Source organism: Nocardiopsis baichengensis YIM 90130 (assembly GCF_000341205.1).
Classification (GTDB): Bacteria; Actinomycetota; Actinomycetes; order Streptosporangiales; family Streptosporangiaceae; genus Nocardiopsis_A; species Nocardiopsis_A halophila.
The window spans coordinates 53,675-76,894 of record NZ_ANAS01000022.1; the positions used below are offsets into that span (position 1 = coordinate 53,675).

The 23,220-nt window shown below is 75.5% G+C and carries 18 protein-coding genes and 1 tRNA gene; 6 read left to right on the forward strand and 13 right to left on the reverse strand.

Annotated elements, in window-relative coordinates:
- Positions 1-80: 80 nt before the first annotated feature.
- The 9 genes from C892_RS0118380 to C892_RS0118420 form a co-directional block, all read right to left on the reverse strand.
- Complete coding sequence (locus C892_RS0118380; protein WP_017558362.1) at positions 81-1,370, reverse strand: serine hydrolase domain-containing protein; 1,290 nt, start codon at positions 1,368-1,370, stop codon at positions 81-83.
- Positions 1,371-1,432: 62 nt separating this feature from the next.
- Positions 1,433-3,238 carry an L-lactate permease gene (locus C892_RS0118385; protein ID WP_017558363.1) on the reverse strand — a complete coding sequence of 602 codons (1,806 nt, stop codon included), beginning with the start codon at positions 3,236-3,238 and terminating at the stop codon, positions 1,433-1,435.
- Positions 3,239-3,439: 201 nt separating this feature from the next.
- Entirely contained in the window at positions 3,440-5,449 is a 2,010-nt protein-coding gene (gene rho, locus C892_RS0118390) for a transcription termination factor Rho (protein ID WP_017558364.1), read from the reverse strand.
- Between the two features lie 419 nt (positions 5,450-5,868).
- Positions 5,869-6,858 (reverse strand): homoserine kinase, encoded by a 990-nt coding sequence (thrB, locus tag C892_RS0118395; RefSeq protein ID WP_017538355.1) that lies wholly within the window; start codon positions 6,856-6,858, stop codon positions 5,869-5,871.
- A complete protein-coding gene (thrC, locus tag C892_RS0118400; RefSeq protein ID WP_017558365.1) occupies positions 6,855-7,913 on the reverse strand; it encodes a threonine synthase in 1,059 nt (352 codons plus the stop codon). Before thrC ends, thrB begins: the two co-directional genes overlap by 4 nt.
- 127 nt (positions 7,914-8,040) lie before the next feature.
- Positions 8,041-9,339 (reverse strand): homoserine dehydrogenase, encoded by a 1,299-nt coding sequence (locus tag C892_RS0118405; RefSeq protein ID WP_017538357.1) that lies wholly within the window; start codon positions 9,337-9,339, stop codon positions 8,041-8,043.
- A 57-nt stretch (positions 9,340-9,396) separates the two neighbouring features.
- A complete protein-coding gene (gene lysA, locus C892_RS0118410; RefSeq protein ID WP_026124477.1) occupies positions 9,397-10,788 on the reverse strand; it encodes a diaminopimelate decarboxylase in 1,392 nt (463 codons plus the stop codon).
- An 87-nt stretch (positions 10,789-10,875) separates the two neighbouring features.
- A complete protein-coding gene (locus C892_RS0118415; RefSeq protein ID WP_017558367.1) occupies positions 10,876-12,006 on the reverse strand; it encodes a DALR anticodon-binding domain-containing protein in 1,131 nt (376 codons plus the stop codon).
- Positions 12,006-12,365, reverse strand: coding sequence for a response regulator transcription factor (locus C892_RS0118420; protein ID WP_017558368.1), 360 nt, complete (start codon positions 12,363-12,365; stop codon positions 12,006-12,008). The genes C892_RS0118415 and C892_RS0118420 overlap by 1 nt, the downstream gene beginning before the upstream one ends.
- 110 nt (positions 12,366-12,475) lie before the next feature.
- Here C892_RS0118420 and C892_RS0118425 point away from each other — a divergent pair.
- Both C892_RS0118425 and C892_RS0118430 read left to right on the forward strand, forming a co-directional pair.
- Positions 12,476-12,547: transfer RNA gene (locus C892_RS0118425), tRNA-Arg, on the forward strand.
- Between the two features lie 93 nt (positions 12,548-12,640).
- Positions 12,641-13,393, forward strand: a complete 753-nt coding sequence (locus tag C892_RS0118430) for a hypothetical protein (protein ID WP_017558369.1) — start codon at positions 12,641-12,643, stop codon at positions 13,391-13,393.
- Here the strand turns inward: C892_RS0118430 and C892_RS0118435 are convergent.
- Entirely contained in the window at positions 13,383-13,586 is a 204-nt protein-coding gene (locus C892_RS0118435) for a hypothetical protein (protein WP_017558370.1), read from the reverse strand. The genes C892_RS0118430 and C892_RS0118435 overlap by 11 nt on opposite strands.
- Positions 13,587-13,710: 124 nt before the next feature.
- Between C892_RS0118435 and C892_RS0118440 the strand changes: the two genes are divergently transcribed.
- Positions 13,711-15,507 (forward strand): gamma-glutamyltransferase family protein, encoded by a 1,797-nt coding sequence (locus C892_RS0118440; RefSeq protein ID WP_017558371.1) that lies wholly within the window; start codon positions 13,711-13,713, stop codon positions 15,505-15,507.
- 124 nt (positions 15,508-15,631) lie between these two features.
- Positions 15,632-16,117 (forward strand): inorganic diphosphatase, encoded by a 486-nt coding sequence (locus tag C892_RS0118445; protein WP_017538364.1) that lies wholly within the window; start codon positions 15,632-15,634, stop codon positions 16,115-16,117.
- Here the strand turns inward: C892_RS0118445 and C892_RS0118450 are convergent.
- The 3 genes from C892_RS0118450 to C892_RS0118460 all read right to left on the reverse strand — a co-directional run bounded on the left by C892_RS0118450 (position 16,114) and on the right by C892_RS0118460 (position 19,876).
- Positions 16,114-17,553 carry a carboxylesterase/lipase family protein gene (locus tag C892_RS0118450; RefSeq protein ID WP_017558372.1) on the reverse strand — a complete coding sequence of 480 codons (1,440 nt, stop codon included), beginning with the start codon at positions 17,551-17,553 and terminating at the stop codon, positions 16,114-16,116. The genes C892_RS0118445 and C892_RS0118450 overlap by 4 nt on opposite strands.
- A gap of 173 nt (positions 17,554-17,726) precedes the next feature.
- Positions 17,727-19,295, reverse strand: coding sequence for a glycerol-3-phosphate dehydrogenase/oxidase (locus C892_RS0118455; protein ID WP_017558373.1), 1,569 nt, complete (start codon positions 19,293-19,295; stop codon positions 17,727-17,729).
- Positions 19,292-19,876: a TetR/AcrR family transcriptional regulator gene (locus C892_RS0118460; RefSeq protein ID WP_017558374.1), complete on the reverse strand. Its 585-nt coding sequence runs from the start codon at positions 19,874-19,876 to the stop codon at positions 19,292-19,294. Before C892_RS0118460 ends, C892_RS0118455 begins: the two co-directional genes overlap by 4 nt.
- A gap of 17 nt (positions 19,877-19,893) precedes the next feature.
- On the opposite strand from C892_RS0118460, the gene C892_RS0118465 reads away from it, so the two are divergent.
- Complete coding sequence (locus C892_RS0118465) at positions 19,894-21,516, forward strand: FAD-binding oxidoreductase (RefSeq protein ID WP_017558375.1); 1,623 nt, start codon at positions 19,894-19,896, stop codon at positions 21,514-21,516.
- A gap of 182 nt (positions 21,517-21,698) precedes the next feature.
- On the forward strand, positions 21,699-23,219 hold the full coding sequence (locus C892_RS0118470) for a peroxidase family protein (RefSeq protein WP_017558376.1): 1,521 nt from the start codon (positions 21,699-21,701) through the stop codon (positions 23,217-23,219).
- Position 23,220: the final 1 nt, after the last annotated feature.

The following is a 23,220-nucleotide window of genomic DNA, read 5'->3' on the forward strand; positions in this document are numbered from 1 at the left end:
TTCCTTCCCCTACCAGTCTGCCAGACGGCGCAACAAGAACCGACCGGCGCCCGTTCCCGCCCGGGCGGGGCTCCCGCGCCTCACTTCCCGCCGTCCCGGCCCCGCCCGGTGCCCTCGACGTCCTCGCTGGGGTAGGGGGTCGGGGCGGGCGAAGGCTCGGTGGAGGGGCCGGGCGAGGGCGCGCCCGGCTCCTGCTCGGGGCACATGGCGGTCTCGATCATGGCCCAGGCGGGCGGGTCGGGGTCCTCGGCGTAGCGGGCCTGGAACAGGGTCAGGTCGCGGTCCTTCGCGTGCACGGTCCAGGTGCGGTGGCCGGGGATGTTGCCCGGGTGCATCCACACCTGGACGCCGCAGTCCAGGGTGTAGGAGCGCGGGCCGAGCGCGTAGCCGTAGTCGCCGCCGTTGTAGGCCTGGACCGTGAGCATCTCCTGGAGCATCTCCTCGCCGAGGACCTCGCCGTCCAGCAGCGCGCGCCAGTAGGTGTTGATGTCGCTCACCGTCGAGACGACCTGCGCGGTGCCGTACCAGCGGCTGGTGTCGAACTCGGTGACGTCCTCGGCGGTGCGCCCGCCGGCGCCGTCGGAGACCCAGGCGTAGCCGTGCATCGCCGGCTCGGGGACCCCGAGCCCGTCCGGGATGGAGGTCCCGGTGAGCTCCAGTGGCTCCAGGATGCGCTCGCGGACCTCCTCGGCGTAGGGGCGCCCGGTGGCCTCCTCGATGACCAGGGCGGCCAGGACGTAGTTGGTGTTGGAGTACTCCACGTCGGTGCCGGGGGCGAACACCGGGTCGTGCGCGCCGGCGATCTCCACCAGCTCCTCGGGGCGCCAGGTGCGCCCGGGGTCGCTGCGCACGCTGGGCATGTCCTTGTTGTAGCTGTACAGCCCGCTGGTGTGGCTGAGCACCATGCGCAGGGTGATGTGCCGTCCGCCCTCGACGAGGCCGGGCAGCAGCTCCTCCAGGGTGTCGTCCAGGCCCAGGCGGCCCTCCTCGGCCAGCTGCAGCACGGTGGCGGCCACGAACGGCTTGGAGATGCTGGCCACGCGGAAGTGCGCCTGCGGGTCGACCGGGTCGCCGGTGGCCCGGTCGGCCACCCCGGCCACGCCGTTCCAGGTGTCCGAGCCGCCGGCGTTGTGCTCGGTGTACTCGGCCACGGCGCCGCTGGCCGAGCCCCCGGCCACGGTCCGGTTGAGCGCCTGCTGGAGCGCGATGCGCCGCTCGGGCCCGATGCGCGGGGGGTCGGGGGGCGCGGGAGAGGCGGCCGGCGCGGGCTCCTCGCCCGAGGAGGACCAGGGAAGGGCGACCAGCGCGGTCGCCGCGGCCAGCACGACCGCGCCCCCGCCGGCGACCGCGGCCCATCTCTTGGTGTCCATCGGGTGGCATGGAAGCACGGAACCGGGGTTTTGGCGAACCGCGGGGCGGGTACCGCTGTTTCTTACTCGCGGGGCCCCGCGGCCTGGTAGGCGGCCGCTTCGGCGGCGTCCCGCCGGCGGAGCAGGACCACCGCCGCGGCCAGCGCGAGCAGCAGCGCCGCGAGCTGCACGGCCCCGGCGTTGGCGCCGAACCCGTAGGCGAACAGGTACGCCAGCGCGCCCGAGGCCAGCAGGTAGTAGGTGAGGGGGATCACGGTCTGCCGGATGAGGTCGCCCTCGCGCCCGGCCAGGCCCACCACCGCCGAGGCGGCGACGACGTTGTGCACGGTGATCATGTTGCCCGCGGCGCCGCCCACCGCCTGGGCGGCCACCACCGCCTCGGGGACGGCGCCGATCCGCTCGGCGGTGGAGAACTGGAACAAACTGAACATCAGGTTGGAGACGGTGTTGCTGCCGGCGACGAAGGCGCCGAGCGCGCCGATCCAGGGGGCCAGGAGCGGCCAGGCGCCCCCGGCCAGTCCGGCCGCGCCCTGGGCCAGGGTGAGCGGCATGCTCTCCAGCCCGGCCCCGGAGAACCCCTCGCCGGAGTTGATGAAGACCCGCACCAGCGGCACCGCGAACAGCAGCGCCACCGCCGCCCCGGCCAGCTGGCCCCCGGCGGTGCGCCAGGAGGCGGCGATGCGCCGGCCGCTCATCCGGTGCAGGCCGTAGGTGGCCAGGCAGACGGCGATGAAGGCGGCGCCCGGGGAGTAGAGGACCTGCACCGCCTCGCCGATGCCGGTGCCCAGGATGTCGTCGGCGCCCAGCCGGACGCCCTGCAGCCACTCCTCGGCCGGGGCGATCAGCCGGGTCGCGATGAGCACCGCCGCCACCAGCAGGTAGGGCGACCAGGCGCGCACCAGGCCGATGCGGGGCCCGTCGCCGTCGGCGGGGGCGGCGTCGGGCACCAGGCGGCCGGTCCAGCGCGCCTCCCAGGCCGAGCGGGGCGGGAAGTCCCAGGGGGTCGTGGGCATCAGGAAGCCGGCGCGGGCGGCGGCGACCACGATCAGCAGCCCGGTGAGCCCGCCCAGCAGGGAGGTGAACTCCACGCCGAGGAAGGCGTTGTAGAGCACCGAGGGCACCACCATGGCCAGGGCGGCGAACAGGGCGAAGGGCCAGACCGCAAGGCCGTCGGTGAAGCGGCGGCGGCCCCCGTAGAAGCCGCACAGCAGGCAGCACAGGAAGACCGGGACCAGGGTGCCGGTGATCGCGTGCAGGACGGCGGTCTGCAGGCCGATGTCCTCGATCATGGCGGTGAAGGAGGTGCCGGCGGCCGCGGTGTGCGCCTCGACGCCGGGGGCGTCGGCCAGCCCGCCGCTGACGCCGACGAGGATGGGGGTGCCCACGGCGCCGAAGCTCACGGGCGTGCTCTGGATGATCAGGCCCACCATGACCGCGGCCATCGCGGGGAAGCCCAGGGCCAGCAGCAGCGGGGCGACCACCGCGGCGGGGGTGCCGAAGCCGGAGGCGCCCTCGATGAAGCTGCCGAAGAGCCAGCCGATGATGACCGCCTGCACCCGGCGGTCGGGGCTGATGCCGGTGAAGGTGGCGCGGATGGTGGTGATGGCCCCGCTCTGGGTGAGGGTGGCGAGCAGCAGCAGGGCGCCGAAGACGATGTAGAGCAGCCCGGCGGCCAGGATCAGGCCCTGGGCGGTGGAGGCGGCGATGACCGCCCAGTCCACCCTCCACACGGCGGCGGCCACCGCCACCACGACGGCGTATCCGGCGGGCATCGCGTACTTGGCGGGCCAGCGCAGCCCGACCAGGAGCACGCCGACGGTGATGATGGGGGCCAGGGCGAAGAGGCTGAGCAGGGCGGGGTCGTCCATCCAGGGCACTCCCGGGGGGCTGGAGCCGGTCTGGAACAGGCGGGGGACCGCGATCGTCGTACACCGTATGCCCATGTGCGGGAAGATGCTAAGCCCGTGGCGTGGGCCCCGTAAAGGGGGACATGTGGCCCAGGACACACGAGAGCGGCCCTTCCCCCGTGAGGAAGGGCCGCCTCAGGTGCGCCGGGCGGACGGAACGGGCTAGTTGTCCCCCGGGCTGGTCTTCTGGACCTGCATCAGGAACTCGGCGTTGCTCTTGCTGTCCTTCATCTTGTCCAGGAGCAGCTCGATCGCCTGCTGGGCGTCCAGCGCGTGCAGCACCCGGCGGAGCTTCCAGATGATCGACAGCTCCTCCTGGGACATGAGGATCTCCTCCTTGCGGGTGGAGGAGGCGTCCACGTCCACGGCCGGGAAGATCCGCTTGTCGGCCAGGGACCGGTTGAGCTTGAGCTCCATGTTGCCGGTGCCCTTGAACTCCTCGAAGATGACCTCGTCCATCCGCGAGCCGGTGTCGACCAGCGCGGTGGCCAGGATCGTCAGCGAGCCGCCGTTCTCGATGTTGCGGGCCGCGCCGAAGAACCGCTTGGGCGGGTACAGCGCGGTGGAGTCCACACCGCCGGACAGGATGCGCCCGCTGGCCGGGGCGGCCAGGTTGTAGGCGCGGCCCAGGCGGGTGATGGAGTCCAGCAGCACGACCACGTCCAGGCCCATCTCCACCAGGCGCTTGGCGCGCTCGATGGACAGCTCGGCCACGGTGGTGTGGTCCTCGGCCGGGCGGTCGAAGGTGGAGTGGATGACCTCCCCCTTGACCGTGCGCTGCATGTCGGTGACCTCTTCGGGCCGCTCGTCGACGAGGACGACCATGAGGTGGCACTCGGGGTTGTTCTCGGTGATCGCGTTGGCGATCGACTGCAGCACCATCGTCTTGCCCGCCTTGGGCGGGGAGACGATCAGGCCGCGCTGGCCCTTGCCGATCGGCGCGACCAGGTCGACGATCCGCGTGGTCAGCACGTTCGACTCGGTCTCCAGGCGGAGCCGGTCCTGCGGGTAGAGCGGGACGAGCTTGGAGAACTCGGCGCGGTTGCGGGCCTGGTCGGGCGCCATGCCGTTGATGGTGTCCAGGCGCACCAGCGCGTTGAACTTCTCACGGCGCTCGCCCTCGCGGGGCTGGCGGACCGCGCCGGTGATGGCGTCGCCCTTGCGCAGCCCGTACTTGCGCACCTGGGCCAGCGAGACGTAGACGTCGTTGGGCCCGGGCAGGTAGCCCGTGGTGCGCACGAAGGCGTAGTTGTCGAGGATGTCGAGGATGCCGGCGACCGGCAGCAGGACGTCGTCCTCGCTGATCACGGGCTCGGGCTCCTGGCGGTCGCGGCCGCGGCGGTCCCGGCGGTCCCGGCGGCGCCCGCGGCGGCGCCCGCCGCCGGAGTCGTCGTCGGCGTTCTGGCGCCCGCCACCGGAGTTCTGGTGCTGGGGGCCGCCGCCGTCGCCGTGGCCCTGGCCCTGGCCCTCGGCGGATCCGTCGTCGCGTCCGCCCCGGTTGCGGCGGTTGCGCTGGCGATCGCGGCCCTGCTTGCGGCCCTCGCCGCCGTCGGAGCCGCTCTTCTGGGAGGTGCTGGAGGTCTTCACACTGCTCGCGGAGGTCGGGGTCTCATTGGCTTCCGCGGCCGCCGGGGCCTGCTCGGCCTCGTCGGGGCGCCGCCGCGCCGAACGGCGGCCGCGTGCGGGCCTGCCCCCCTCGGCCTGCCCCTGGGCCTCCTGGCCCGCGGGGTCCTTGCGGTCGGCGGGCCCCTCGGCGCCCGCGTCCTTGTCGGCCTTCGGGCCGTCCTGCTCGGCGCCCTTCGCGGCGCCCTTGCCGCCGCCCCCGGAGGACCGGCCCTTCTTGGCCGCGGCGCCCTTGGCGGGGGCGTCCTCGGCCTCCTTGCGGTCGGCCTTGGGGGCGGCCACCGGGCCGCCCTGCTTGGCCTCGATGGCGGCGATGACGTCGTTCTTGCGCATCCGCCCCGTGCCGGTGATGCCCAGGCTCGACGCGAGCCGCTGGAGCTCGGTGAGCTTGAGCGCCGACAGCCCGGTGGCGCCGGACGAGGCCCGGGACCGGGCCGAGGCGCTCTTGGCGGCGCGTGCCGCGCCGTCGCCGGCGTCCGCAGCGGGCGCGGTGGATTCGTCGTTGCTGCTGACCGCCGCGTCCGTGTGGAGTTCGGTGGTGTCGCTCACTAAGGGTCCTTCCCAAGGAGCGGGCTCGTGCCGTTGTCATGTCGTGAACGGCCGGCCCGGTGGTGCGAACCGGCGGGGGCCGGGTCGGGCGTGCCCCACGTGGTTGTCGGGAACCGTCGGTCGGCGCCCTTACCCAAGCGCGGCGGGCTCTGGGTACAGCCAGACGTCGGGGCGGTGAGCTCGATGGTTCGTCCCGCGGACCGTTCTGTCGCTCTCGCCGGGCGAGGACGGCGCCTCGGTGGGATGGGCGGGGCCGCGGGGGCGACGTGAGCTCGACACGGGGGCCCGGCCTCGTTCCGGGCGCGGCGCGCTGCGGCGCACGCACGGAGCCGACGCGGAGGTCCCTGTGGCGGATGAGCACACGCCCCGCATCGGGGCATCTGGTGCTACGACCAGCCTAACATCACCGGAGCCCAAGGCTATTCCTCGACACTGGTCAATGAACGGGGAGAACTGATCCGCACCCCAGCCGGATCGATTGCTAAGGGGCGTATGTGCCATCCCGTACCCGTTCGCGCGTGAATCGAATCAACCGCATCCCGATGGATTTGCCCGGCATCGCCCGCCACTGGGGCGTTTCGGGCACCGGGGGCCGCCGCCAGCACCAGGACGGTGGGCCCGGCCCCGGACACCACCGCGGGCAGGTGGTCCAGGTCGCGGAGTTCGCTGATCAGACGCGCGCTGTCGGGCATGGCGGCGGCACGGTAGTGCTGGTGCAGCCGGTCCTGCGTGGCCTCCAGCAGCAGCTCGGGGTGGCCGGAAACGGCCGCGGTGAGCAGCGCCGCCCGGCCCGCGGTGAACGCGGCGTCGGCGTGCGGCACCTCGGCCGGCAGCAGTCCGCGGGCGGCCTCGGTGGACAGCCGCTCCGCGGGCACGCACACGACCGGCCGCAGCCGCGGGTCGGGCTCCAGGCGCAGCGCACGCCAGGCGCCGCGCTCGCCCCAGGACAGGGTGAAGCCGCCGTAGACGCAGGGGGCCACGTTGTCGGGGTGGCCCTCGATGTCGGCGGCGGTCCGGAAGATCCAGTCGGTGTCGGGGCCGCCGTCCGGGCCGCGCCGGCCGAGCAGCGCGGCGGCCGCCGCCACCCCGGCGGTGATCGCCGAGGCCGAGGAGCCCAGGCCGCGCCCGTGCGGCACCGCGTTGCGGCAGCGCAGCTCCACGCCCGGGGCGGGCGCCCCGGCGGCCGCGCAGGCCGCCAGGTAGGAGGAGGCCACCAGGTGGTCGGGGCCCTCGGGCACCTGCCCGGCGCCCTCCCCCTCCACGCTCACGCGCACCCCGGCGCCGGCGCGCGGGACGGCCTCGACCTCGTCGTGCAGGTCCAGGGCCAGCCCCATGGCGTCGAACCCGGGGCCCAGGTTGGCGCTGGTGGCCGGGGTGCGCACGCGCACCCCGGCGGGCGCGGCGCTCACGCCAGGCCCAGGGCGCCGGCCGCGGCGCGGGCGTCCACCGGGACGGTGGTCGCCGAGGAGGCGCCGGCCAGCGCCCAGTCGGGGTCCTTCAGGCCGTTTCCGGTCACCGTGCACACCACCCGGGAGCCGCGCTCGACCGCGCCGGCCTCGGCGGCCTGCAGCAGCCCCGCCACACTGGCCGCCGACGCCAGCTCGACGAAGACGCCCTCCTCGGCGGCGAGCATCCGGTAGGCGGCCAGGATCTGGCGGTCGGTGACCGCGTCGATGGCGCCGCCGGACTCCTCGCGCGCCTGCTCGGCGCTCTGCCAGGACGCCGGGTTGCCGATCCGGATCGCCGTGGCGATGGTGCGCGGGGAGCGCACCGGCGCGCCGCCGACGATCGGCGCCGCGCCGCTGGCCTGGAAGCCGAGCATGCGCGGGGTGCGGGTGGCCGGGCCCTCGGAGGCGGACTCCTTGTAGCCCATCCAGTAGGCGCTGATGTTGCCGGCGTTGCCGACCGGCAGGCAGTGCACGTGGGGGGCGTCGCCGAGGGCGTCGACCACCTCGAAGGCGGCGGTCTTCTGGCCCTGCAGCCGGTAGGGGTTGACCGAGTTGACCAGCGCCACCGGGTAGTCCACCGACAGCTTGCGGGCCAGCTCCAGGCAGTCGTCGAAGTTGCCGTCGACCTGGAGCAGCTTGGCGCCGTGCACCAGCGCCTGGGCCAGCTTGCCCATGGCGATCTTGCCCTGGGGCACCAGCACCGCGCAGGTCATGCCGGCGCGCACCGCGTAGGCGGCGGCGCTGGCGCTGGTGTTGCCGGTGGAGGCGCAGATGACCGCCTTGGCGCCGTCCTCGGCGGCCTTGCTGATCGCCATCGTCATGCCGCGGTCCTTGAAGGAGCCGGTGGGGTTGAGGCCCTCCACCTTCAGGAAGACCTCGCATCCGGTCAGCTCCGAGACCCGCCGGGCCGGTACCAGCGGGGTGCCGCCCTCCTGGAGGGTGACGACCGGGGTGTTCGCCGTGACCGGGAGGCGGTCGCGGTACTCCTCGACCACCCCGCGCCACGCCCGTGCCATGCTCACGACAGGGACCTCTCGCGATCAATAATCATCAATGGGAAAACGCGGGAACCCGCGCCAGCAGTCTAGAGGGCCGCGGGCGGCGGTGCGTCCGCCGCCCCCGACCGGTCTCACCAGCCGAGACTCACGCCCCGGTGCCGAGCGCCTCGACCCGCATGACGCTGGCCACCGAGCGCACCTCGTCCAGGGCGCGCAGCCGCTCGACCGTGGCGTCCAGCGCCGCGTCCGGGGCGGGGTGGCTGACCAGGACGAGCTGGGCGTCCTCGCCCCGGCCCTCCTGGCGCACGTTCATGATGGACACCCCGTTCTCGGCGAAGACCTCGGCCACCTGCGCCAGCACGCCGGGGCGGTCGGCCACGTCGAGCGAGAGGTGGTAGCGGGTGACGGTGGCGCCCATCGGGTGCACCGGCAGCCCGCTGTCGTGCGCGCCCTCGCCCACCGAGGTGGAGGCCAGCCGGTTGCGGGCCACCGCCACCACGTCGCCCAGGACCGCGCTGGCGGTGGGCGACCCGCCGGCGCCGGCGCCGTAGAACATCAGCCTCCCGGCCGACTCGGCCTCCACGAACACCGCGTTGTAGGCGCCGCCGACGGTGGCCAGCGGGTGCTCGCGGGGCAGCATCGCCGGGTGCACCCGCACCCCGACCGAGGCGCCGTCCGGGGACAGCTGGCAGATCGCCAGCGGTTTGACCACGCAGCCCATCGCCTTGGCGCTGGCGATGTCGGCGGCGGTCACCCCGGTGATGCCCTCGCGGTGCACGTCGGCGGCGGTCACCTGCCGGGTGTGGAAGGCCAGCCGGGCCAGGATGGCGGCCTTGGCGGCGGCGTCGAAGCCCTCGACGTCGGCGGTGGGGTCGGCCTCGGCGTAGCCCAGCGCCTGGGCCTCCTCCAGGGACTCGGCGAACCCGGCGCCCTGGGCGTCCATCCGGTCCAGGATGAAGTTGGTGGTGCCGTTGACGATGCCCATCACCCGGGTGACGCGGTCCCCGGCCAGGGAGTCGCGCAGCGGGCGCAGCAGCGGGATGGCGCCGGCCACGGCGGCCTCGTAGTACACGTCGACCCCGGCCTCGCGGGCGGCGTCGTGGATCGTGGCGCCGTCCTCGGCCAGCAGCGCCTTGTTGGCGGTGACCACCGACTTGCCGGACTTGACCGCGGCCAGGATGAGCGAACGGGCGGGCTCGATGCCGCCGATGACCTCCACCACCAGGTCGATGTCGTCGCGCGTGACCAGGGACATGGCGTCGGTGGTGAACAGCTCGGGGTCCAGGCCCGTGCCGCGGGTGCGGCCGAGCCGGCGCACCGCGATGCCGCCGATCTCCACCGGCGTGCCGATGCGCGCGGCGAGCTCCTCCGACTGCTCGTCGACCAGGCGGACGACTTCAGCACCCACGACGCCGCATCCGAGCAGCGCCACCTTCATCGCCATAGGGGGGTGACTCCCACTTCTCTCACGGAACTCACAGAACTCACGGACGGCACTCTCTCAGCCCTGGTCGAGGCGGAGCAGGTCCTCCTCGGTCTCCCGGCGCACCAGCGTCCGGGAGGACCCGTCGCGCACCGCCACCACGGCGGGGCGCGGCAGGTGGTTGTAGTTGCTGGCCATCGAGTGGCAGTAGGCGCCGGTGGCGGCCACCGCCACCAGGTCGCCGGGGCGCAGGTCCCGGGGCAGGTACAGGTCGTTGACGATGATGTCGCCGCTCTCGCAGTGCTTGCCGACCAGGCGGGAGAGCATCGGCTCGGCGGACCCGGCCCGGGAGGCGGGCGCGCAGGTGTACTCGGCCCCGTACAGCGCGGTGCGCACGTTGTCGCTCATGCCGCCGTCGACGCTGACGTAGGTGCGGATGCCCTCGACGTCCTTGACGGTGCCCACGGTGTAGAGCGTGACGCCGGCGGGGCCGGCGACGGCCCGGCCCGGCTCGACCGACAGCCGCGGCACCGGCAGGCCGCCGGCCGCGCACTCGCGGGCGACGATGGCGCTCAGGCTCTGGGCGATGTCCTTGGCGGCCAGCGGGGTGTCGGCCGGGGTGTAGGCGATCCCCAGGCCGCCGCCCAGGTCCAGTTCGGACAGGGTGGCGCCGGTCTCGGCGTGCACCCGGGCCAGGAAGGCGGCCACGCGCCGGGCGGCCACCTCGAAGCCGGCGGTGTCGAAGATCTGCGAGCCGATGTGCGAGTGCAGGCCGACCAGCTCGATGCGGTCGGACTCCAGCAGGCGGCGCACGGCGCGCTCGGCGGCGCCGGTGCTCAGCGCCAGGCCGAACTTCTGGTCGTCGTGGGCGGTGGCGACGAACTCGTGGGTGTGCGCCTCGACGCCGGTGGTGACGCGGACCAGGACCCGGGGGCGGGCGCCGCGCTCGGCGGCGATGCGCTCCAGGCGGTCGATCTCGTCGAAGGAGTCGACGATGATGCGGCCCACCCCGGCCTCCACGGCGCGGTCGAGCTCGGCGGCGGACTTGTTGTTGCCGTGCAGGCCGATGTCGGCGGGCGGGAACCCGGCGGCCAGGGCCACGGCCAGCTCGCCGCCGCTGCACACGTCGAGCTTGAGGCCCTCCTCGCGGACCCAGCGGGCGACGGCCTTGGTGAGCAGGGCCTTGCCGGCGTAGTAGACGTCGGCGCCCACGGCGGCGAAGGACTCGCGGAAGTCGCGGGCGCGGGCGCGGAAGTCCTCTTCGTCGAGCACGAAGAGCGGGGTGCCGTGGCGCCGGGCGAGCGCGGTGGCGCTGACGCCGCCCAGCACCATCTCGCCGTCGGTGCGGTGGGCGCCGCCGGGCCACACCCGCGGGTCGAGGGTGTACAGGTCCTCGGGCGGGGCGGGCGGGTTGTCCTCGGGCAGCACGTCCGCGTGTCGGGGACCTGCGGGGTGGGCGTATCGGCTCATGTGCGGCTCTCGGCGGTGTGGGGCGGGCTGTGGGCGGGCGACGGCGCTGTCGCCGAAGCGTGTCACGGGCGGGACGGGACCGGGTGCCTAGAGCCTTGTGGGCGCGGTCACACCGAGCAGGAGGAGGCCGGCCCCGAGCACCGCGGCGACGGCGGCGCGCGTGTCCTGCCGGTCGGCGGCGCGCTCCCCCGGTCCTCCCGCTCCGTCGCGGGTCTCGGCCCACACATGGTAGGCCGTGGCCAGTCCCTCCAGGTATCTGACCAGCATATGCGGTCGCCCACGTCGCCCGGCCGCGGCGGCGGCTCCGGGACCGTCGTAGAGCGCGCCGACCAGGCCGGCCGGATCCGCGGCGGGACCGTCCGCAGAGGGCAACGCGCACGGGGCGCGGTCTCTTCCCTCCTCTTCCCCGTCCTCCCCGCCCCGGCGCAGGGCGGTGACCGCGTGGGCGTGGGCGTAGCGCACCGCGAAGGCGGGGTTGTCGGCGGTGAAGCGGGCCCAGGCGCCGGGGGCGTCTGCGGTGGGCAGCGCGGGCAGGCCGGGGCCGGTGAGCTCGCCCGGCCGGGGGTGCTCGGACAGCGACCGGCAGAAGGCGATGCGGGCGGAGGCCTCCCCGACGGCGGCCAGGAGCAGGGCGGTCGCGGAGCCGCCGCAGGGCCGGTCGGCCAGCGGCTCGCGCCACCCCGCCTCCGCCGCCGGTTCGCCCCGCTCCGCGCTCTGCCCGCCCTTCCGCTCGCCCTCCAGCAGCCACCGCAGCCGGCGGCGGGCGTCGTCGCGGGCGGCGGCGCGGGCGGCCGACGGTGCGGGAAGGCCGCACAGGTCGGTCAGGGCCCAGTCGGGGGCATCGGGGGCGCCGGGCGCCGGGAAGGCCCGGCGCCGGCCCGCGCCGAGGTGGAAGGCGCCGTTGCGGGCGGTGCGCACCAGGGCGCCGAACAGGGCGGGCTCGGGTTCGAGGGTGAGGCGGCCGTCGGCGGCGGCGCTCGCGCGGGCGATGCCGTCCTCGCCTTCGAGCCGGGCGGCGATGCCGCGGGCCAGGCGCTCGGGGCCGGTTCCGGCGCCCTTGGCCAGGCGGAGGGCGAGGGCCGAGGTGAGCCGGAGCGTGCCCTTCTCCCGCCGGGGGTCGGCCGGCGGGAGGGCGCGGGGGTCGGCCCCGAGCGCGTCCGCGGCGGCACGGCGCACGGCCGCGTCGACCTCCCAGGGGGCGGCGGAGGGGAGCGCCATCAGGCGACCCCGGCGAGTTCGCGGACGGTCCCGATGAGCTCGTTCGGGTCGAAGGGCTTGGTGAGGTAGGCGTCGACGCCCAGTTCCTCGCCGCGCCGCAGGTCCTCGCCCTGGGCGCGGGCGGTGATGAGCACGACCTTGGCCTCGCGGGTCCCCGCGTTCTCGCGCAGGCGGGTGGCGGTGACCCAGCCGTCGAGCCGCGGCATCATCACATCGAGGGTGATCACGTGCGGGCGCACCTCCTCGGCCCGCTCCAAGCAGTCGCGGCCGTCGACGGCCTGGTGCACCTCGAACCCTTCGAGCTGCAGGTTCACCGCTATGAGCTGCCTGATGACCTCGTTGTCGTCGACCACCAGCACCCGTGCAACCGCATCTCCCACGCTGGCGAGACTAGCGCCCGCCCCATCGGCCGCGCGGCCGTTTCGCACGATCCACCCTCGGAGTGCTGCTAGAGTTGTCCACGCAGCGCGCCCCCTTAGCTCAGGGGATAGAGCACCGGCCTCCGGAGCCGGGTGCGGAGGTTCGAATCCTCCAGGGGGCACATCGCAGCGGCCGCTCAGGGCCGCACTACGACCAGCGGGAATGCTTCGGCACCCGCTGGTCTTTCTTTTTCCGCCACTGGAACAATCGGGACATGCTCCCCGTCGCCCCCTCCCGGATCCTGCGCAGCGCCGTCGCCAGCGTCCTCGCCCTGGTCTGCGGGCTGGCCATGGTGGGCGGCTCGGCCTATGCGCTGGCCGTGAACCTCCCCGACGGGGACCGGGAGAACCGGGCCTACCTGGAGGCCGAGCCCTGCGCCTCCCCGCCCGGGGGGTCGGCCGACTGCCTGTGGGAGCAGGAGTTCACCGCCTCCGACATCGTCACCGAGCGGGGACGGGGGGCCCGGAACGAGCTCACCCTCACCGCCGTGGACGACCCCCGCTTCCAGACGCGCACCCACGCTCCCCGGTCGATACTGCGCCGCCTGGAGGAGGGACAGAAGGTGACCGGCACCGTCTGGCGCGGGCTGCCGCGGGAGATCACCGCCGGGGGCGACCCCGGGCGCACCGGCCACTACCCGGTCGACCAGCGCCGCAACTCCCTGTTCCTCGCGCTCATCCTCGCGCCGGGCGGGCTGGTGGTGACCGCGGTGTGCGCCCTGCGGCTGGTGCGCCGCCGGGCGCCGACCAGGCCGATGGCGGCCGCCCTGGGACTCGGCCTGGCCCTGCCGGTGGCCGGGCTCATCATGCCGATGTTCCTGGGCGACCTGCAGGACCGGTGGTGGGGCGTGCTCCTGGTCTGGTCGGTGCTCGCCGTCCTGATGGCGCTCACGGCCTGGGTCTCTGCCACCTACACGTCGCCCGAACGGGTCGAGGAGAGCGCCCCCGGCACGGACCTCAGAGATTGAACCAGTGGATGTGCCGGCACCGGGAGCAGACGTAGCACGTCGCGCTCTGGTTGAGGAAGTCCACGTCGAAGAAGGTCGCACCGGCGGTGTTCAGCTGCCACCGGCGCTCATGGAAGGTGTCATTCCCGCAGACCAGGCAGGACAGCGCCCCGCCCCCGCGCAGGGCCACCGTGGATCCGGACTCGTCGGTCATCTCTCCCCGTTCCGCCTCGGTACGGACGGCGGACCACGTTACGCCCTTCGGGGGCGCCCCTTCCGTTCGGCGACCATCCGTATACCGTGTACGAGATCACACGAGCGGACGGAGGGACGGCCGGATGAGCGGATTCACCACCAGGCCCGAGGTGCGCGGGACCTTCGGGATGGTCGCGTCGACCCACTGGATCGCCAGCGCCGTGGGGATGTCCGTGCTGGAGCGCGGCGGCAACGCCTTCGACGCCGCCGTGGCCGCGGGGTTCACCCTCCAGGTGGTCGAGCCCCACCTCAACGGGCCCGGCGGCGAGGTGCCCATCGTCTTCCAGGCCGCCGGGGAGCGCCCCGCCGTGCTCTGCGGCCAGGGCCCCTCCCCCGCAGCGGCCACCCCCGAGGCGTTCGGGGACGCGGAGCGCATCCCCGGCAGCGGCGTACTGCCGGCGTGCGTGCCCGGCGCGTTCGACGCCTGGGCGCTGCTCGCCCGCGACCACGGCACCCTTCCGCTGCGCGACCTGCTCGGGCCCGCCATCGGCTACGCCCGCTCCGGCTACCCGCTGCTCCCGCAGATCACCGACAAGATCGCCGGGGTGCGCGACATCTTCCTGGAGCACTGGCCCACCTCCGCCCGGGTGTGGCTGGACCGCGGCGGCGCGGTGCCCTCCCCCCGCGGCCTGCACCGCAACCCCCTCCTCGCCGACGCCTACGAGCGCCTGCTCACCGAGGCCGAGGACGCCGCCCGCGGCCGGGAAGGGGTCTACGACGCCGCCCGCCGCGTCTGGCGGGAGGGGTTCGTCGCCCAGGCGATCGTCGACTTCCTCGCCGACCCGCCGCCCGGCGGCACCGGCGAGCCCCAGCGCGCCCTGCTCACCGGCGACGACCTGGCGTGCTGGAGCGCGACGTACGAGGAGCCCGCCTCCCTGGAGTACAACGGCCTGACCGTGCACAAGACCGGCCCCTGGGGCCAGGGCCCGGTCTTCCTCCAGCAGCTCCGCCTGGCCGAGGCCCTGGGCACCGGGGACGCCGACCCGCTCTCCGCCGACTTCGTCCACCTGGTCACCGAGGCCGCCAAGCTCGGCTTCGCCGACCGCGAGGCGCACTACGGCGACCCCCGCTTCACCGACGTCCCCCTGGACGCCCTGCTCTCTCCCGGGTACGCGGCCGAGCGCGCCGCACTGGTCGGGGCCGAGGCCTCCCTGGAGCTGCGCCCCGGCTCCCCCGGCGGCCGCGCCCCGTACCTGCCCGACCTGAGCTTCGAGGCCGCCGCGACCGCCGCCGACCGGGCCGGCGGCGAGCCGACCGTGGACCGCTCCGGCGTGCAGCGCGGCGACACCTGCCACCTGGACGTGGTCGACGCCGCCGGCAACGCGGTGGCGGCCACCCCTTCCGGCGGGTGGCTGGCCAGCTCCCCCGTCGTCCCCGGGCTCGGCTTCCCGCTGGGCACCCGCGGCCAGATGTTCTGGCTCGACCCGCGCTCCCCCAGCGCCCTCGCCCCGCGCAAACGCCCCCGCACGACGCTCTCCCCGACGCTGGTCACCCGGGGCGGGGAGCCGGTGGCGGCGCTGGGCACCCCCGGCGGCGACCAGCAGGACCAGTGGTCGCTGACGCTCTTCCTGCGCCTGGTGCACGGCGGGGCGCGCCCCCTGGAGACCGACCTGCAGGCGGCGGTCGACGCGCCCATGTTCCACACCAACGCCCTGCCCTCCTCCTTCTATCCGCGCGAGATCGCCCCGGGCGAGCTGGTGGTGGAGGACCGCCTGGGCGCGGACGCCATCGCCGAACTGCGCCGGCGCGGCCACCGGGTCACCGTGTCGGGGCCGTGGACGCTGGGCCGGGTGTGCGCGGTGGTCCGCGACCCGGGCACCGGCCTGCTGCGCGCCGCCGCCGACCCGCGCGGCGCCCAGGGGTACGCGATCGGCCGGTGAGAGCACCGGCCGCGCGGGGACGCGCGGGGACGCGTGGGGTCCCCGGGCCCGGTGGGGCATCACCGGGCCGCCGAACGGGTAGGGGCCGGATCGTCGGGCACCGCCCGGGCCGGAAGGAGCGCGCATGCACCTGGACATGGTCGTGGAGATCCCGCAGGGGTCGCGGAACAAGTACGAGATGGACCACGGGTCGGGCCGGATCCGCTTGGACCGGACGCTGTTCACCTCGACCCAGTACCCGGCCGACTACGGCTACTTCCCGGGGACGCTGGCCGAGGACGGCGACCCGCTGGACGCGATGGTGCCGCTGGAGCAGCCGTCGTTCCCCGGCTGCGTGGTGCGGGTGCGGCCGGTGGCCGTGTTCTGGATGCGCGACGAGAAGGGGCCCGACGCCAAGGTGCTGTGCATGCCGGCCGAGGACCCGCGCCTGGAGCACGTGCGCGACCTGAAGGACCTGCCCGAGTTCCAGCGCCGGGAGATCACCCACTTCTTCGAGATCTACAAGCTGCTGGAGCCGGGCAAGAGCTCGGAGGTGCGCGGCTGGCAGGCCCGCAGCGCCGCGATCGAGGCCATCGAGGACGCCCGGCGGCGCGCGGGCGCCCCCGTCTAGCGCGTGGCCGGGACCGCGTCCCAGAGCCGCCGGGTCTCCGCCCCGGGGTCCTCCACCAGCGACGAGTACGGGTCGGCGAACCTCCACACCGGCCGGCCCACCGGGTTCCACGGCGTCCACCCCGGGTCGCCGGTGCGGGCGAAGCGCACCCAGGCCGAGCGCACCTCGCCGGAGAGCCGCTCCGGCGGACCGGCGCCGACCAGTCCTTCGGCGCGGGAGAGGGTGCCGAACAGGAACGGCAGCTCGACGCCGTGGCAGGCGCCCAGCTCGCCGCCGAAGCGGGGCGAGCGCCAGGCGAACTCGTAGCCGAAGGCGCGCACGCCCACCCGGGACCGGGCCTCGAGCACCCGGTAGGCCGGGATGCGGTAGAACGCGTCGCCGAGCAGCGCGGCGAGCGCGTCGCCCGCGCAGCCGGGGTGCTCGGCGGCGTAGACCCCGGCGGCCTTGGCCTCCAGCCCCAGGCGGGAGACGGTCTCGCCCAGCTCCCGCTCCCCGGCGGCGCGGTGCGCCCCGGCGGGCACCAGGAAGCGCCGGTACTCCTCGGCGGCGGTGCCGATGAGCAGGTCCACCTCGGCGCCCTCGCCCGCGCGCAGCCCGTCGACGGGGCGGCGGGCGAGCAGTTCGCCGTCGACGACCGGCGCGAACGGCAGGGCCGCCGGGTGGGACAGCCGCTCGCCCCACACCCGCGGGTCGGGGCGGCCCTCGAACTCGGCGGCGATCGCGGACGCGGCCCGTGCCAGCAGGTCGGGCGGCACCCGGGACAGCGCGGCGGCGGAGGCGGACCGCGCCCCTGCACGGCGGGCCAGCCGGTCGGCGACGCGGCGCGCGTCCTCGGCCCGCAGGGCGTGGTGCCCGGCGCCGGACTGGGCGATCACCCGGCGGAACAGTCCGCGGGCGCGCGGTGCGGTCATGAGGGCGACCGCGCTCATGGCGCCGCCGGCGTGGCCGAAGACCGTGACCTTGCCGGGGTCGCCGCCGAACCGGTCGATGTTGTCGCGCACCCACTCCAGGGCCTGGACCTGGTCGAGCAGCCCGGCGTTGGGGGTGCCGCCGTCGAGCAGCGCGAAGCCCTCGGCGCCGGTCCGGTAGGTGAGGGAGACGGCGACGACGCCCTCCCGGGCCAGCGCCGCGGCCGCACAGACCGGGTCGGGGCCGGCGCCGTCCCGGAGGCCGGGGCCGGGGATCCACACCATGACGGGCAGTCCGCCCGCCCCCGGGTCGGGCGTCCACACGTCGAGGACGAGGGGGCCGCCGCCGGGGGCGGCGGCGTCCCGGACGTCGTCCCAGGGGGCGGGGTGGCGCGGGGGCCGGAACCGCAGCTCCCCCACCGGGGGCGCGGCGTAGGGGATCCCGCGGAAGACCGCGACCCCGCCGTCGGACCCGCCGTCGAAGGCGCCCCGTACCCGCCCGGTGACGGTGTCCACCACCGGCTGCATGATCGGCTCCCCTCCCGCGTTCCCTCCGGTCCTCACCCGTCCTACGGAGCCACCGGAAGGGAGTCAATAGGGCGAAAGCCCTAGGGGTGACCTGTTCCGGACAGGAATGCCGACCCACCGGGGATCATGCGAGCGCACGGGACGCACGGGACGCACGGGGCCCTCCGCCGGCGCTACCGGTGGGGGTCCGCCTCCCCGGCCCGTGCCACCGCCGCCTCGGCCGCCGGGCGGGCCGCCTCGCGGTCCTCGGCCACCAGGCCCAGCCGGGTGCGGCGGTCCAGGACGTCCTCCGCGTCCAGCGCCCCCTCCGCCTCGACGGCGAAGCGCATCTCCGCCGGGGTCACCCCCGCCGCGACGGGGCGCAGCATCTCCGGGTCGCCGCCGGCCGCCGCCACGACCGCGGGGGCCTCGGTGCCGTAGCGGGCGATCATCCTCCTGGGGGCGTCCACCGCATCGAGCACGGCCCGCGGCGCCGCGCCGACCAGCGGCAGCGCGCGCGTCCTGCACGCCCCCGCCGCCAGCCCCGCCGCCCCGACGGCCGCGTCCACCGCCTCCTCGGCCATCCTCCGGTAGGTCGTCAGCTTGCCCCCGACGACCGTGAGCACGCCCTCGGCCGACCGGATCACCGCATGGCTCCGGGACAGGTCCGCGCTGGTGCCGCCCCGGCCCTCCAGCAGCGGCCGCAGCCCCGCGTAGGCTCCGGCCACGTCCGCCCGCCCGAGCGCCGTCCCCAGCGCCCGGTTGAGCACCTCCAGCAGGAAGTCGACGTCGCCCTCCGGGGCCTGCGGCACCTCCGGGAGCGGTCCGTCCACCGGCTCGTCGGTCAGACCCGCGAACACCCGCCCGTCCGGCTGCGGCAGCGCGAACACGAACCGGTTGGCCGTCCCCGGCACCGGCACCATCAGCGCCGCCTTGGGCCGCCCCACGGACTCCGCGCGCAGGACCGCGTGCGTGCCCCGGCTCGGCCGCAGCCGCACCTGGGGGACGAGCTCGCCCGCGTAGACGCCCGTGGCGTTGACCACCGCGCGCGCCGCGACCTCGATCCTGCGCCCCGTCCGCAGGTCGCGCAGGACCGCGCCGTCGCCGCCCAGCCGTTCGGCCGCGCAGCGGGTGACGACCCCGGCCCCGAGGCCGGCGGCGGTCCGCGCCAGGGCCACGACCAGCCGCGCGTCGTCGGTGAGCTGCCCGTCGAAGGAGAGCAGCCCTCCGCGCAGCCCTTCGCGGCGGACCCCGGGGAGCAGCCGCAGGGTCTGCTCGACGGTGAGCCTGCGCGAGCGCGGCAGCGCGCGGCGGTCGGTCCCGGCCGCCGCGCGGAGCACGTCCCCGACGGCCATCCCGGCGCGGGCGGCGGCCGCGTGCGCGGTGTCCACGCCCTCGTGCAGGGGGATCACCATCGGCAGTGCCCGCACCAGGTGGGGTGCGGTGGTCTCCATGAGCACGCCGCGTTCGCGCGCGCTCTCGACCGCCACACCGATCTGCCCCTTGGCGAGGTAGCGCAGCCCGCCGTGCACGAGCTTGGAGCTCCACCTGCTGGTGCCGTGCGCCAGGTCGCCCCGGTCGACGAGGGCGACCCTCAGCCCCCGTGCGGCGGCGTCGAGCGCCGTCCCCGCACCGGTCACGCCCGCGCCGACCACCAGGAGGTCCGGCTCGCCGCCGGAGGCCAGGGCGTCGAGGTCCGCCCGGCGCCGCGCCGCGTCGAGTGCCGTCGCCGGGTCCACCCGCGGCCGGTCCGCCCCGCTCATCGGTCCCCCTCCGGCGCCAGGTAGCCGTCGAGGAGCCGGCGCGCCTCGGCGACCAGCGCGTCCTCGTCCAGCACGTCCTCGGTGAGGCGGCGCGAGGTCATCAGTCCCTGCACCGACAGCAGCACGACCCGCGCGAGGGCCTCGGGGTCGCCCCCGCGGATCGACCCGTCGGCCTGCCCGTCCTCGATGCCGGTGCGCAGCAGGTCCAGGGCGGCGAACTGGCTGGTGCCCAGGCGCTGGAAGGCGTAGACGGCCATGGTCTCGGGCTCGTGGTCGATGATCCGGGTGAACAGCGGGTGCCGCAGGGCCCGGCGCATCAGCCCGTCGGCCTGGGCGGTGAGGCGCTCCCGGGCGGTGCCCCCGCCCTGTTCGCCGGCCCGGTCGAGCAGCGCCAGCAGCTCGCGGGTGAGCAGGTCGGCCACGAGGGCGGTGACGTCCGGCCAGCGCCGGTAGACGGTCGGGCGGCTCACCCCCGCCCTGCGGGCCACGTCGGTCAGGGTGGTGCGGCGGATGCCGAAGGCCTCGACGCAGGCGCGGGCGGCGTCCAGGACCTCGTCCTCAACGTTACGTCTTGACGTCATATGTAAAACTGTACGCCATGAGCATGCAGCGACCCACCGCCCGCACCGGCGCGATGTCCTGGTACGCCTGGGGCGAGGAGGACCGCGCCGCGCCCCTCGCCCCGCACGTGCGCGAGCTGATCGCCCGGACCCTCGGCGCCGAGCTGCACGACCTGCCGCCGGTGCCCGAGGAGGAGGTGCGCCTGCCCGAGCCGGAGCTGCCCGGCCCCGCCCGGGACGCCCTCGCCGCCGCACTCGGCGGGGACGGCTCCCGGGTGCGCTCCGACCGCGCCGCGCGGCTGCGGCACGCCGCCGGCAAGTCCACCCCCGACCTGCTGCGGATGCGCGCCGGGCGCGGCGTGCGGGCGCCGGACGCGGTGGTGCTGCCCGGCTCGCACGAGGAGGTGGAGGCGGTGCTGGCCGCCTGCGCCGGGCACCGGGTCGCGGTGGTGCCGTTCGGCGGCGGGACCAGCGTGGTGGGCGGCGTCGACCCGCTGCGCGGGCCGTTCTCCGCCGTCGTCGCCCTGGACCTGCGCGGGATGGACCGGCTGGTGCGCATCGACGCCGAGTCGGGGACCGCCGTCCTCCAGGCGGGCCTGCGCACCCCGGAGGCCGAGGAGCTGCTGGCGGCGCACGGGTACACGCTGGGCCACCTGCCGCAGAGCTATGAGTACGCCACCATCGGCGGCTACGCGGCGACCCGCTCCAGCGGCCAGGCCTCCTCCGGCTACGGCCGGTTCGACGCCATGGTGCTGGCCCTCAAGGCCGCCACCCCGCGCGGCACCCTGGAGCTCGGGCGCGCCCCCGCCTCGGCGGCCGGACCCGACCTGCGCCAGCTGCTGCTCGGCTCCGAGGGCGCCTTCGGGGTGATCACCGAGGTGACGGTGCGGGTGCGCCCGGTGCCCGCCGCCCGCCACGACGAGGCGTGGGCCTTCCCCGGCTTCGCCGAGGGCGCCGCCGCCCTGCGCGCGCTGGCCCGGTCCCCGCTGCGCCCGACCACGGCCCGCCTGTCCGACGAGACCGAGACCTTCGTCAACGCCGCCCTGTCCGGCAAGGAGGCCGCCCCCGGCTGCCTGGCGGTGATCGGGTTCGACGGGGACGCCGAGGACGTGGAGGCCCGCCGCGCCGCGTGCGCGCGCCTCCTGGGCGAGGCGGGCGGGACCCCGCTGGGCTCCGGGCCGGTCGCCGACTGGCGCGACTCCCGCTTCCACGCCCCCTACCTGCGCGACACCCTGCTCTCGGCGGGCGTCCTCGCCGAGACCCTGGAGACCGCCGCCACGTGGGCCGGCCTCCTGCCGCTCTACCGCGCGACGTCGGAGGCGGTCTCCGAGGCCCTCAAGGGCCGGGAGGGCGACGCGGTGGTGCTCTGCCACATCTCGCACACCTATCCCGAGGGCGCCTCGCTGTACTTCACCGTGGTCACCGCCGCCGGGGACGACCCGCCGGCGCGGTGGGAGCGGGCCAAGCGCGCGGCCGGCGACGCGATCGCGGCCAACGGCGGGACCATCAGCCACCACCACGCCGTGGGCACCGACCACCTGCCGTGGATGGAGTCCGAGATCGGCCCCCTGGGGGCCGAGGTGCTGCGCGCCGTCAAGGAGCGCCTGGACCCCGAGGGCATCCTGAACCCCGGCAAGCTCGTTCCGCCCAGGGCCGACTGACCTGGGCTCTTGACCGGGTGCGGTCACGGCGGTGCCGGGAACGGCCATCCGTATTGCCAGGGGGCGCCCGCGCGGTGAGTGTCACGGGTACCAGAGGCGGGCGGCGCGAGGCCGCCGCTCCCCCCACCGCCGCCACTCCCGTCCCCGGCACGGCGCCGTGCCGGGAGGAAGCAGGGGCCGCAATGGAGAGCCGAAGCACCACCGTGCCGACCGTGCCCGAACAGCTGCCGGTGGAGGTCACCGGGGCCGGGGACGTCCTCCCGCAGCCGGAGTCGCCCACCCGCACCCACGGGTACGTCCCGCGCGGGCTCGGCTATGTCCCCGAGTCCCGCACCCACGAGGGGCGCTTCGGGCGGATGTTCCGCCGGCTGCCGCCGTTCGTGCCCGGCCCGGACGAGATCGCCGAGATCGCGGCGGTGATGGCCGACCCGCAGCCGCCGGACCGGGCCCGCGACAACCCCGACATCCCGGCCGGCTACACCTACCTGGGCCAGTTCGTCGACCACGACCTGACCCTGGACACCTCCGGGATCCAGGAGCGCCGGGACGACCCGGACGCCCTGACCAACTTCCGCACCCCCCGCTTCGACCTGGACGGCCTCTACGGCCGCGGCCCGGCCGACCAGCCCTACCTGTACGAGGCGGGGGGCTCGGGCCGGCTGGCCGTGGACCGCCGCGGCGACCTGCTCGACCTGCCCCGCTCGGCGCAGGGCACCGCGCTGCTGGGCGACCCGCGCAACGACGAGAACATCCTGGTCGGCCAGGTGCACCTCACCATGGCCCTGTTCCACAACCGGGTGCTGGAGCTGCTGGAGGATCTGCCGGGCCTGGAGCGGCGCCCCGGCGAGGACGACTTCGCCCTGGCCCAGCGCACCGTCCGCTGGCACTACCAGTGGATGGTGGTGCACGACTTCCTGCGCCGGATCGTCGGCGAGCGGACGCTGGCCGACGTCCTGGTCCGCGAGCCGCTGATCCGGGGCGGCCGCCCGGTGGAGCAGCCGCGCCTGCGCTTCTTCGGCTGGAAGCGCAACCCGTTCATGCCGGTGGAGTTCTCGGTGGCCGCCTACCGCTTCGGCCACTCCCTGGTTCGGGCCGGCTACAAGTTCAACACCACCGTCCCGCCGCTGCCCACCTTCGTGCCCACGCCCGTCTCCGAGACCGACCCGCTGGCGCACCTGGGCGGGTTCCGCCCGCTGCCGGACCAGTGGCAGGTGGAATGGGACCGGTTCTTCCCGATCAGCGGCAAGGACGCCGAGCGGATCACCCCCTCGCGGGCGATCGACCCGCTGCTGGCGCCCCCGCTGCTGGAGCTGCCCCCGGAGGTGGCGCCGGTGATGGCCTCGCTGGCCGAGCGCAACCTGACTCGCGGGGCGCGCCTGGGCCTGCCCTCGGGCCAGGGGGTGGCCCGGGCGATGGGCGCCGACCCGCTCACCGACGAGGAGCTGGACCTGCCCCGGCCGGGCCCGGCGCCGCTGTGGTTCTACGTGCTGCGCGAGGCCGAGGTGCAGTGCCGCGGCCGCCACCTGGGGCCGGTCGGCGGGCGGATCGTCGCCGAGGTGGTGCTGGGCCTGATGGCCGCCGACCCCGCCTCCTACCTCGCGGTCGAGCCGGGGTGGCGGCCCACGCTGCCCTCGCAGGTCCCCGGCGACTTCACCATGCCCGACCTGGTCTCCTTCACCGGCTTCGGGCTGCGCCAGGTCTGAG

Bases quoted from the DNA above. Each gene is read 5' to 3' on its own strand.
- C892_RS0118470 (WP_017558376.1), top strand. From the start codon at position 21,699: ATGGAGAGCCGAAGCACCACCGTGCCGACCGTGCCCGAACAGCTGCCG.
- C892_RS0118380 (WP_017558362.1), bottom strand. From the start codon at position 1,370: ATGGACACCAAGAGATGGGCCGCGGTCGCCGGCGGGGGCGCGGTCGTG.
- C892_RS0118435 (WP_017558370.1), bottom strand. From the start codon at position 13,586: ATGACCGACGAGTCCGGATCCACGGTGGCCCTGCGCGGGGGCGGGGCG.
- C892_RS0118430 (WP_017558369.1), top strand. From the start codon at position 12,641: ATGCTCCCCGTCGCCCCCTCCCGGATCCTGCGCAGCGCCGTCGCCAGC.
- C892_RS0118455 (WP_017558373.1), bottom strand. From the start codon at position 19,295: ATGAGCGGGGCGGACCGGCCGCGGGTGGACCCGGCGACGGCACTCGAC.
- C892_RS0118445 (WP_017538364.1), top strand. From the start codon at position 15,632: ATGCACCTGGACATGGTCGTGGAGATCCCGCAGGGGTCGCGGAACAAG.
- C892_RS0118385 (WP_017558363.1), bottom strand. From the start codon at position 3,238: ATGGACGACCCCGCCCTGCTCAGCCTCTTCGCCCTGGCCCCCATCATC.
- C892_RS0118465 (WP_017558375.1), top strand. From the start codon at position 19,894: ATGAGCATGCAGCGACCCACCGCCCGCACCGGCGCGATGTCCTGGTAC.
- thrC (WP_017558365.1), bottom strand. From the start codon at position 7,913: ATGGCACGGGCGTGGCGCGGGGTGGTCGAGGAGTACCGCGACCGCCTC.
- C892_RS0118415 (WP_017558367.1), bottom strand. From the start codon at position 12,006: ATGGCGCTCCCCTCCGCCGCCCCCTGGGAGGTCGACGCGGCCGTGCGC.
- lysA (WP_026124477.1), bottom strand. From the start codon at position 10,788: ATGAGCCGATACGCCCACCCCGCAGGTCCCCGACACGCGGACGTGCTG.
- C892_RS0118440 (WP_017558371.1), top strand. From the start codon at position 13,711: ATGAGCGGATTCACCACCAGGCCCGAGGTGCGCGGGACCTTCGGGATG.
- C892_RS0118405 (WP_017538357.1), bottom strand. From the start codon at position 9,339: ATGGCGATGAAGGTGGCGCTGCTCGGATGCGGCGTCGTGGGTGCTGAA.
- C892_RS0118460 (WP_017558374.1), bottom strand. From the start codon at position 19,876: ATGACGTCAAGACGTAACGTTGAGGACGAGGTCCTGGACGCCGCCCGC.
- C892_RS0118450 (WP_017558372.1), bottom strand. From the start codon at position 17,553: ATGCAGCCGGTGGTGGACACCGTCACCGGGCGGGTACGGGGCGCCTTC.